This window comes from Streptomyces sp. URMC 129 (assembly GCF_051386415.1).
Classification (GTDB): domain Bacteria; phylum Actinomycetota; class Actinomycetes; order Streptomycetales; family Streptomycetaceae; genus Streptomyces.
In genome coordinates this window covers 50,058-59,801 of the sequence record NZ_JBPQTQ010000013.1, presented here as the reverse complement: position 1 = coordinate 59,801, position 9,744 = coordinate 50,058, and the positions used below count along the sequence as shown (strand labels likewise).

Genomic DNA, 9,744 nt, shown 5'->3' with positions numbered 1-9,744 from the left:
GCGGAGGCCGGGAGTTCGAGGGGAACACCCTCGCGTGCGCGGGGACCACGACTCCGCGGTGGCGGAGGCCGGGAGTTTCCGGCTGCCGTTCGAACTGGACGAGGACGTACGGGCGTTCTCCTTCGACGTGCATGCCGCGCCCTACAGCAGGCCGGTGCCGGGGTTCCCCGAGGGGTTGCCGACCGACGCGTTCGGGACCGTGGAGACCTTCCACTACTACGCGGACGGGAACACGGCCGAGACCACGCGCGGGGACGTGGACTGTCTGATCACCGGCCCGCGTACCGCGACGCTGACGGCCGTGATCGCCGAGGGGCCGGAGGAGTGGATCGGGAAACGGCTCGGGTTCAGCGTCTACGACGGGCCCGGTGGGCGGGACCGGGTCGGGCTGTCGTGGGTCGTCGGGAACCTGCTGGACGACGGGCGGCAGGCCGAGGTGGGAACGTGCATGGCGCCGGCGCCGTTCGCGCCCGTCGTGCGCGGGGGATTCGTGGTCAAGCACGCGGAGTTGAGCTGAGACAGCCGAAGAGGGGGAGGCAGGGTTCAAGGCCTTCGATCGTCACGGGAGTTGTGCGGTGGGCGTCCCAACGGGCCCGGCTCAGACGGAGACGCCGGTCCGTGGCGCGGCCGTCGCGGACCACGTGGCGGGCGATGCCGTCGTGTTCGTAGCCGAGCTTCTCCGACACCCGGAGGGACGCCGTGTTGGTGACGAACGCCGACGAGATCGCCTCCTGGGCGCCCAGACCCGCGAAGGCCAGGTGCAGGATCGCCGCGCGCATCTCCGTGCCGATGCCCCGCCCTTGGTGCGCGGCACCGAGCCACGAGCCGCTGTCGGTCTGGCGGAGGACGGCGAAGTGCCGCGCGCCGATCTCCTGACAGCCGACGACCCGGCCGTCCAGCAGCACGGCGAACGGCAACGACCAGTCGTCGGCCGTCCAGTCGGCCCGGCGGCGCCAGTGGTACTGGAGCACCGCGCGGGCCCGTTCCGCCGGGGGCAGGTCGGTCCACGGAACGAAGAACGGCATCTCGTCCGGCGGGTGCACGCCGGCCACCGCGAGGTCGGCCAGGCCGGCCAGTTCCTCGTCGGCCGGGAGCCGGAGTTCCAGGCGCGGGGTCGTCAGGCGCAGCCCGGCGAGGGGCCAGTGGTCGATCAGCATGCCCCGATTGTCCGGCCAGGCGGCCCGGCGGTCATGCGGATTACGCCGTGGGGCGGCCCAGTGCGCGGTACGTCCAGTTGGCCTTGCGCCACAGCGCCGGGTCCAGCGTGTTGCGCCCGTCGAGGATGTGACGCGTCGTCACGACCTCCGCCAGGGCGGCCGGGTCGAGTTCGCGGAACTCGCGCCACTCGGTGAGGTGCAGGACGGCGTGCGCGCCGGTCGCCGCCTCCACCGCCGTGGGGGCGTAACGCAGCGTCGGGAACAGGCGCTTGGCGTTCGCCATCGCCTTCGGGTCGTACACGGTCACCTCGGCGCCTTGAAGGTGGAGTTGCCCCGCGATGTTGAGCGCGGGCGAGTCGCGCACGTCGTCGCTGTCCGGCTTGAACGCCGCGCCGAGGACGGCGACGCGCTTGCCCAGCAGCGAGCCGTCGAGCGTTTCGCGGGTCAGCTCGACCATGCTGGCGCGGCGGCGCATGTTGATCGAGTCGATCTCGCGGAGGAACGACAGGGCCTCGGCCGCGCCGAGTTCACCCGCGCGGGCCATGAACGCGCGGATGTCCTTGGGCAGGCAGCCGCCGCCGAAGCCGATGCCCGCGCGCAGGAACTTCTTTCCGATGCGGTCGTCGTGCCCGAGGGCCTCCGCGAGCTTGACGACGTCACCGTCGGCGGCCTCGCAGATCTCCGCCATGGCGTTGATGAAGGAGATCTTGGTGGAGAGGAACGCGTTGGCCGCAGTCTTCACCAGCTCGGCGGTCGGGAGGTCGGTGACGAGGAACGGGACGCCCTCGGAGATGGGCTTGGCGTAGACCTCGCGGAGCAGGGTCTCGGCGCGTTCGCTCGTCACGCCGACGACGATCCGGTCGGGGTGGAGGGTGTCCTCGACGGCGAATCCCTCGCGCAGGAACTCCGGGTTCCAGGCCAGCTCCGCCGCCTCCCCGGCCGGGGCCAGCTCCGCGACCCGGCGGGCCAGGCGGGCGGCGCTGCCGACGGGGACCGTCGACTTGCCGACGACGAGGGCGGGCCGGGTGAGGTGGGGGGCGAGGGACTCGACGGCGGCGTCCACGTAGCTCATGTCGCACGCGTACTCGCCGGGCTTTTGCGGGGTGTTGACGCAGACGAAGTGGATGTCGCCGAACGCGGCGGCGTCGGCGTAGGAGGTGGTGAACGACAGCCGGCCGGAGGAACCGGGCAGGCCGGTGACGTGGCGGCTCAGGATGTCCGCGAGGCCGGGCTCGTAGAGGGGCACTTCACCGCGGGACAGCAGCTCGATCTTCTCGGGCAGCACGTCCAGGCCCAGAACCTCGAACCCCAGCTCCGCCAGGGCCGCGGCGTGGGTGGCGCCGAGGTAACCAGTGCCGATGACCGTGATCTTGGGGAGGGTCTTGGGCGAGGTCTTCGTGGGCATGGTCATGAGCATAAACCCGGGGTTGTCGGCAAGCTCACCTATCGGGCGGCGACTGCGCGACCGTAGGATTGCTTGTTACTTAACAGTCGTTAGCATCGTCGCTCGCAGGGAGTGAGACAGGTGGCTGGAGCCGCAGACTTCGACCTCTTCCGTCCGGCTGAGGAGCATGAGTTGCTCCGGGAGTCGGTGCGTGCGCTGGCGGAGGCGAAGATCGCGCCGTTCGCGGCGGAGGTGGACGAGGGGGCCCGTTTCCCGCAGGAGGCGCTGGACGCGCTGGTGGCGAACGATCTGCACGCGGTGCATGTGCCGGAGGAGTACGGGGGCGCGGGCGCGGACGCGCTGGCGACGGTGATCGTGATCGAGGAGGTCGCGCGGGTCTGCGGCTCGTCGTCGCTGATTCCGGCGGTGAACAAGCTCGGCTCCCTGCCGGTGGTCCTGTCGGGGTCGGAGGAGCTGAAGGCGAGGTATCTGGCGCCGTTGGCGGCGGGTGAGGCGATGTTCTCGTACTGTCTGTCGGAGCCGGAGGCGGGCTCGGACGCGGGTGGCATGAAGACGCGGGCGGTGCGGGACGGGGACCACTGGGTGCTCAACGGTGTGAAGCGGTGGATCACGAACGCGGGTGTGTCGGAGTTCTACACGGTGATGGCGGTGACCGACCCGGAGAAGCGGACGCGGGGCGGGATCTCGGCGTTCGTGGTGGAGAAGGGTGATGAGGGCGTCTCGTTCGGGGCACCGGAGAAGAAGCTGGGTATCAAGGGCTCCCCGACCCGCGAGGTGTACCTGGACAACGTGCGTGTCCCGGCGGACCGGATGATCGGCGCGGAGGGGACGGGGTTCGCCACGGCGATGCGGACGCTGGACCACACGCGGATCACGATCGCGGCGCAGGCGCTGGGGATCGCGCAGGGGGCGCTGGACTACGCCAAGGGGTATGTCCGGGAGCGCAAGCAGTTCGGGAAGCCGGTGGGGGACTTCCAGGGGATCCAGTTCATGATCGCGGACATGGCGATGAAGCTGGAGGCCGCGCGGCAGCTGACGTACGCGGCGGCGGCGAAGTCCGAACGCGGCGACGCGGACCTGACGTTCTTCGGCGCGGCGGCCAAGTGCTACGCCTCGGACGTGGCGATGGAGATCACCACGGACGCGGTCCAGTTGCTGGGCGGGTACGGGTACACGCGGGACTACCCGGTGGAACGGATGATGCGGGACGCGAAGATCACCCAGATCTACGAGGGCACCAACCAGGTCCAGCGCATCGTGATGGCCCGCAACCTCCCCTGACCCAGGCTGCTACTACCGCTGCGGGCGCAAGTGAACGAAACGGGCCTCCCGGCAGGACAAAGCACCAGGTGAACAAGTGTGGTCCCCGCACACGCGCGGGGATGGTTGCACTAGGTCGACTGGGGCTACGAGGGGGGTCGTGGTCCCCGCACACGCGCGGGGATGGTCCTGTGCCTTGCCACGTCAGTCCACCTGCCCGTGTGGTCCCCGCACACGCGCGGGGATGGTTGCCCGGGCGACGACCAGTCATGGTCTGTATCCGTGGTCCCCGCACACGCGCGGGGATGGTCCGTCCCGACTCCGGCGAAGTAGGCCCGCCCGCCGGTGGTCCCCGCACACGCGGGGATGGTCCGGGCTTGTACACGTACCAGGTGGTCATGGCGCAGTGGTCCCCGCACACGCGGGGATGGTCCGGGCTTGATCAGCTCAATCGCGATTCGGCGCTTGTGGTCCCCGCACACGCGGGGATGGTCCCCCCATCCTTGAAGGCGGCCGGGGTGCGACCGAGTGGTCCCCGCACACGCGGGGGTGGTCCGTTCATCGCGTAGATGGCCCGCCGGGACTTCCGGTGGTCCCGATCAACGACGGCACCCACACCATCGAGGTCCATGGTCCCCGCGTGTGCGGGGACGTCCTGGGGTTTCGGGACAGGGCCGCCACGGGCTGTTTTGGCGGTGGCGGGCCGGTCGTGCTGATGGCGGTCCGTGTGGACCCAATGCGGCGGGGCCCCGCGCCGACTGGGTGTCGGTGTGGGGCCCCGCCGTTTTGTGTGTGTCAGAGGGCGACGCCGAACGACCGCAGGTAGGCCAGCGGGTCGATGTCCGAGCCGTACTCGGGGCCGGTGCGCACCTCGAAGTGCAGGTGCGGGCCGGTCGCGTTGCCGGTGGCGCCGACGGTGCCGATCTGTTCGCCGGTGCCCACCGTCTGGCCGACGGTGACGGAGAACGACGACAGGTGGGCGTACTGGCTGTAGTGGCCGTCGGCGTGCTTGATGACGACCTCGTTGCCGTAGGCGCTGCTCGTCCGGGCCGTGACGACCTCGCCGGAGGTGATGGCCACCACCGGGGTGCCGGTGGGCACCGGGAAGTCGACGCCGGTGTGGTAGCCGGAGGACCAGTTCGAACCGGCGACGGCGTAGTTCGTGCCGACCGCGCCCGAGGTCGGGGCGGTGTAGCCGGTGCCGGTCTCGTCGGACGGGGCCGGGGCGGGCTCGGGCTCCGGGGCCGCGGTCTGGGCGGCGGCGGTGCCGTCCAGGGACAGCTCCTGACCCGGGTGGATCAGGTGGGGGTCGCCGCCGATGACCTGGCGGTTGTCCTCGTACAGCTGCTCCCAGCCGCCCTCGACGTCCTGGGCGTCCGCGATCTTGAAGAGCGAGTCGCCCTTGACCACGGTGTAGGTCCGGGTACCGCTCTCGCGGTCGGAACGCTCGCGGTCCGACCGGTCCGAGCGGTCCGAGTCGCGGTCGGATCCGGCGGGGGCGGCGTTGGCGGCGGCGACCTGCTGGGCCGCGGGCTGCGCGGCGCTCGCTCCGCCGGCGGCGATGAGCGGCAGTGCCACGCCGGCACCGCCCGCCGTCAGCATCAGCGAGATGCGGGAACTGCGCCGGGCGCGCAGGCGGCGGTGACGTCCGCGTGCGGACATAGGTGTGCTCCTCTCCAACGCCTGCGAGGTGAGCTGTCGGGTTCGGGCCGGAGTAGCCCGGCCACCGCCGGAATTCGGGCATGAGCGACCGAATTCCTGGGTGGCTTCACCCCAAGCCGGTGCGTGGGAACACGCCCCGGCGGAAAGTGGGTCCCCCGCTCCTGTCACGCGGAATTGCTGCGTTTCCGCCTCCGGTGACAGGATTCGGCGTCCGGGAGCGGCTCGCCGCGGATGCGGCGCGGCCAGAACGGTAAACCTATGAATTCACGGAAGACAAGAAATCGGGCACGGCCTCTCCATGATCGGGAATACCGACCCGCTCTTTTCGTCACGAGGCGCGACGACACATAAACGGGAGGTTACGGCCGCGTTTCCGCCGCCTTCCCCAACTACCCGCAGCCAAAGGCCCGTTGAACGAGAAGGCCGGGCGGGGGAACGGTGGCCGCGCTCATCAGTCACCTCGGTGAGTGACCTCCGTCACGACACCGCCACCCCCGCCCCTTATCTCCCTTGTGCCCCTTTTCCGATCGTCGCGATCACGCGATCGTCGCGATCGACGGACCGCGCCGCGCCGACAGGTCGCGGGCGACGGCCTCCGCGTCCCGCAGCGCGCGCACCGCGTTGTGCCACGTGAGCTTCGCGATGTCGGCCGCCGACCAGCGCCGGTCCAGCAGCTCCGCGATCAGCGCCGGATAACCCGCCACGCTGTCCAGCCCGTCCGGCAGGAACGCGGTGCCGTCGAAGTCGCCGCCGAGGCCGATGTGGTCCACGCCCGCGACCTCGCGCATGTGGTCCAGATGGTCCGCGACGGTCGCCACGGTGGGGCGCGGACGCGGGTTCTCCGCCTCGAACGCCCGGTGCAGGCGCATCGCGGGCTCCGTCGTGTCCAGCGGGTCCAGGCCGTGGGCGCGCAGGTTCTCGTCGGCGCGGCGGTCCCACGCGGCGGCCTCGGGCAGCACGAACGACGCCACGAACGTCGCCATCGCCACCCCGCCGTTGGTCCGCAGCGCCTCCAGCACGTCGTCGGGGACGTTGCGCGGGTGGTCGCAGACGGCGCGCGCCGACGAGTGCGAGAAGATCACGGGCGCCTCGGTCACGCGCAGCGCGTCGCGCATCGTCGCGGGGGCGACGTGGGAGAGGTCGACCAGCATCCCCATGCGGTTCATCTCCCGGACCACCTCCTCGCCGAACGCGCTCAGGCCGTCGTGGCGCGGCTCGTCGGTGGCGGAGTCGGCCCAGTCGGTGTTGTCGTTGTGGGTCAGCGTCATGTAGCGGACGCCGAGGCGGTGGAACGCGCGGAGCGTGGCGAGCGAGTTCGCGATGGAGTGGCCGCCCTCGGCGCCCATGAGGGACGCGATGCGGCCCTCCGCGCGGGCCGCCGCCATGTCGTCGGCGGTCAGCGCGGGCCGCAGATCGCCCGCGTACCGCCGCTGGAGGCGCTGCACGACGTCGATCTGCTCCAGGCAGGCGCTGACGGCCGCGTCCCCGGCGAGGGAGGTGCGCACGTACACCGACCAGAACTGCGCGCCGACGCCGCCCGCCCGCAGCCGGGGGATGTCGGTGTGGAGGTGGGCGCTCTGGTCGGTGGCGATGTCGCGGCGGTCGAGGTCGTACGCGACCTGCGTGCGCAGCGCCCACGGCAGGTCGTTGTGCCCGTCCACGACCGGGTGCTCGGCCAGCAGCTCGCGCGCCTTGGCGAGGGAGCTCACGCGGTGCCGCCGGTGTCGGCGGCGCCGCCGACACCTGTGGGAGAGGGAGCGGCGAGGGAGGCGCGCAGGCGGCGGCCCTTCTCGGTGGCCTGCTCGTTCAGGCCGCGCTGGAACGCCCGCATCCGCTCCAGCAGCGCCGGGTCGTGCGCGGCGAGCGTGCGGACGGCGAGCAGTCCGGCGTTGCGCGCGCCGCCGACCGAGACGGTGGCGACCGGCACCCCGGCCGGCATCTGCACGATGGAGAGCAGCGAGTCCATCCCGTCGAGGTACTTCAGCGGCACGGGCACGCCGATGACGGGCAGCGGGGTCAGGGAGGCCAGCATGCCCGGGAGGTGGGCCGCTCCCCCGGCTCCCGCGATGATCGCCTTCAGCCCCCGGCCGGCGGCCTGCTCGCCGTAGGCGACCATCTCGTGCGGCATGCGGTGCGCGGAGACGACGTCCACCTCGTACGGAACGGCGAACTCGTCCAGCGCCTCGGCCGCGCCGCGCATCACCGGCCAGTCGGAGTCGGAGCCCATGACGATGCCGACCAGGGGTGGTTGCGTGGTGCTCATTCGTCGATGATTCCTCGGAGGTAGTCGGCGGCGTGCCGGGCGCGGTCGCGCACGTCGGCCAGGTCCTCGCCGAAGGTGGTGACGTGGCCGACCTTGCGGCCGGGCTTCACGTCCTTGCCGTACATGTGGATCTTGAGGCGCGGGTCGCGGGCCATGCAGTGCAGGTAGCCCTGGTACATGTCCGGGGCGTCGCCGCCGAGAACGTTGGCCATCACGGTCCACGGCGCGCGCGGGCGCGGGTCGCCGAGCGGGAGGTCGAGGACGGCGCGCAGGTGGTTGGCGAACTGGGACGTGACCGCGCCGTCCTGCGTCCAGTGGCCGGAGTTGTGCGGGCGCATCGCCAGCTCGTTGACGAGGACGCGGCCGTCGGCCGTCTCGAACAGCTCCACGGCGAGGTGGCCGGTCACGCCCAGTTCACGGGCGATGGTGAGCGCGAGCCGCTGCGTGGCGAGGGCCAGCTCGTGCGGCAGGCCGGGCGCGGGGGCGATGACGGTGTCGCAGACGCCGTCGACCTGGACCGACTCCACCACCGGGTAGGCGACGGCCTGGCCGTGCGGGGAACGCACGACGTTGGCGGCGAGTTCGCGCGTGAAGTCGACCTTCTCCTCGGCCAGCACCGGGACCCCGGCGAGGAACGGCGCGCTCGTCTCGGCGGCCTCGGCGGCGGAGCGGACGACCCAGACGCCCTTGCCGTCGTAGCCGCCGCGCACGGTCTTCAGGACGACGGGGAAGCCGCCGGCGCCCTCGTCCTCCTCGGCGAAACGGCGGACGTCGGCGGGGTCGTCGACGATGCGGTGGCGGGGGCAGGGAATGCCGAGCGCGGTGAGCCGGGCCCGCATGACGCCCTTGTCCTGGGCGTGCACGAGGGCGTCGGGGCCGGGCCGGACGGCGATGCCGTCGGCTTCGAGGGCCCGGAGATGTTCGGTCGGGACGTGCTCGTGATCGAACGTGATCACGTCGCAGCCCCGGGCGAACGCGCGCAGCGTGTCGAGGTCGCGGTAGTCCCCGACGACCACGTCGTTCACGACCTGGGCCGCCGAGTCACGCGCGGTGTCGCTGAGCAGCCTGAACTTGATACCGAGCGGGATGCCCGCCTCATGGGTCATACGGGCGAGCTGACCGCCTCCGACCATGCCGACTACAGGAAATGTCACGGGGCCAGCGTATCGGCAGCGCTCTGACGTCGGCCGATCGGCCGGAACGGGAGGGGGTCTGGTTAGCATGGCCGCTATGACCGACCGCCGCCCCTTGCGCGACCGCCTGCGGGGCATCGCCCAGGAGGCCGCGAAATTCGGCACCGTGGGCGCGTTCGGCTTTCTGGTGAACGTGATCGTGTTCAACGTCTGCACCCAGGCGGCGGGGCTGGCACCGATCCGGTCCGGAGTGCTGGCGACGTCGGCGGCGATCTGCACGAACTACGTGGGCAACCGGTACTGGACGTACCGCCACCGCGACAAGACGGGCCCCAGCCGGGAGGCGACCCTGTTCCTGCTGTTCTCGGGCGCGGGCATGGTGATCGAGAACGGCGTGCTGGCACTGTCCCACTACGGCCTGGACTTCACGTCCCCCCTGGCGGACAACCTGGCCAAGAACGTGATCGGCCTGGGCCTCGGCTCCCTGTTCCGCTTCTGGTCCTACCGCACCTGGGTCTTCCGCACCCCGCCGCCCTTGGCGGCGGAAGTGGCCACGGCGGCGGAGGCGGACTCGGCGACAGTGCGGTAGCCCCGCGTACGCGGGGACCACGCCAGGTCCGAGCGATCACCGAGGCGGCCGGCCGGACCACCCCCGCCCGTGCGGGGACCACCCGCCCCGGTAGGCGGCGAGCACCGGCGGGAGAGGACCATCCCCGCACGTGCGGGGACCACCCTGGGCGCTGTCTACGCGCGGGAACGTGGTGGGGACCATCCCCGCACGTGCGGGGACCACCTGTCATGTCAACCCGTGATCTCTCGCACGATCGGACCATCCCCGCACGTGCGGGGACCACGCTTCCTGAC

9 protein-coding genes and 1 riboswitch are annotated in these 9,744 nt (G+C 71.5%); of the genes, 3 read left to right on the top strand and 6 right to left on the bottom strand.

Annotated elements, in window-relative coordinates:
- On the top strand, positions 1-517 hold a 517-nt coding region (locus ACSNOC_RS04830; RefSeq protein WP_436745964.1), incomplete at its 5' end, for a hypothetical protein.
- On the opposite strand, the gene ACSNOC_RS04825 is transcribed toward ACSNOC_RS04830, so the two are convergent.
- Positions 495-1,157: a GNAT family N-acetyltransferase gene (locus ACSNOC_RS04825; RefSeq protein WP_436745963.1), complete on the bottom strand. Its 663-nt coding sequence runs from the start codon at positions 1,155-1,157 to the stop codon at positions 495-497. The two genes, ACSNOC_RS04830 and ACSNOC_RS04825, sit on opposite strands and share 23 nt — an antisense overlap.
- Before the next feature lie 40 nt (positions 1,158-1,197).
- A complete protein-coding gene (locus ACSNOC_RS04820; protein ID WP_436745962.1) occupies positions 1,198-2,562 on the bottom strand; it encodes a UDP-glucose dehydrogenase family protein in 1,365 nt (454 codons plus the stop codon).
- 120 nt (positions 2,563-2,682) lie between these two features.
- Here ACSNOC_RS04820 and ACSNOC_RS04815 point away from each other — a divergent pair, with 120 nt between their 5' ends.
- A complete protein-coding gene (locus tag ACSNOC_RS04815; RefSeq protein ID WP_436745961.1) occupies positions 2,683-3,843 on the top strand; it encodes an acyl-CoA dehydrogenase family protein in 1,161 nt (386 codons plus the stop codon).
- A gap of 774 nt (positions 3,844-4,617) precedes the next feature.
- Here the strand turns inward: ACSNOC_RS04815 and ACSNOC_RS04810 are convergent.
- From ACSNOC_RS04810 to ACSNOC_RS04795, 4 genes are all read right to left on the bottom strand, one after another.
- The gene (locus ACSNOC_RS04810) at positions 4,618-5,484 is read right to left on the bottom strand and encodes a M23 family metallopeptidase (RefSeq protein ID WP_436745960.1); all 867 of its coding nucleotides are present in this window, start codon (positions 5,482-5,484) and stop codon (positions 4,618-4,620) included.
- A 3-nt stretch (positions 5,485-5,487) separates the two neighbouring features.
- Positions 5,488-5,676: riboswitch (cyclic di-AMP (ydaO/yuaA leader) on the bottom strand.
- A gap of 344 nt (positions 5,677-6,020) precedes the next feature.
- Positions 6,021-7,193 (bottom strand): dipeptidase, encoded by a 1,173-nt coding sequence (locus ACSNOC_RS04805; RefSeq protein ID WP_436745959.1) that lies wholly within the window; start codon positions 7,191-7,193, stop codon positions 6,021-6,023.
- A complete protein-coding gene (purE, locus tag ACSNOC_RS04800) occupies positions 7,190-7,747 on the bottom strand; it encodes a 5-(carboxyamino)imidazole ribonucleotide mutase (RefSeq protein WP_436745958.1) in 558 nt (185 codons plus the stop codon). The genes ACSNOC_RS04805 and purE overlap by 4 nt, the downstream gene beginning before the upstream one ends.
- Positions 7,744-8,880: a 5-(carboxyamino)imidazole ribonucleotide synthase gene (locus ACSNOC_RS04795; RefSeq protein ID WP_436745968.1), complete on the bottom strand. Its 1,137-nt coding sequence runs from the start codon at positions 8,878-8,880 to the stop codon at positions 7,744-7,746. Before ACSNOC_RS04795 ends, purE begins: the two co-directional genes overlap by 4 nt.
- A 97-nt stretch (positions 8,881-8,977) precedes the next feature.
- Here ACSNOC_RS04795 and ACSNOC_RS04790 point away from each other — a divergent pair, with 97 nt between their 5' ends.
- The gene (locus ACSNOC_RS04790; RefSeq protein ID WP_436745957.1) at positions 8,978-9,469 is read left to right on the top strand and encodes a GtrA family protein; all 492 of its coding nucleotides are present in this window, start codon (positions 8,978-8,980) and stop codon (positions 9,467-9,469) included.
- The last annotated feature ends 275 nt before the right edge of the window (positions 9,470-9,744 follow it).

Bases quoted from the DNA above. Each gene is read 5' to 3' on its own strand.
- ACSNOC_RS04825 (WP_436745963.1), bottom strand. From the start codon at position 1,157: ATGCTGATCGACCACTGGCCCCTCGCCGGGCTGCGCCTGACGACCCCG.
- ACSNOC_RS04820 (WP_436745962.1), bottom strand. From the start codon at position 2,562: ATGCCCACGAAGACCTCGCCCAAGACCCTCCCCAAGATCACGGTCATC.
- ACSNOC_RS04810 (WP_436745960.1), bottom strand. From the start codon at position 5,484: ATGTCCGCACGCGGACGTCACCGCCGCCTGCGCGCCCGGCGCAGTTCC.
- purE (WP_436745958.1), bottom strand. From the start codon at position 7,747: ATGAGCACCACGCAACCACCCCTGGTCGGCATCGTCATGGGCTCCGAC.
- ACSNOC_RS04795 (WP_436745968.1), bottom strand. From the start codon at position 8,880: ATGGTCGGAGGCGGTCAGCTCGCCCGTATGACCCATGAGGCGGGCATC.
- ACSNOC_RS04790 (WP_436745957.1), top strand. From the start codon at position 8,978: ATGACCGACCGCCGCCCCTTGCGCGACCGCCTGCGGGGCATCGCCCAG.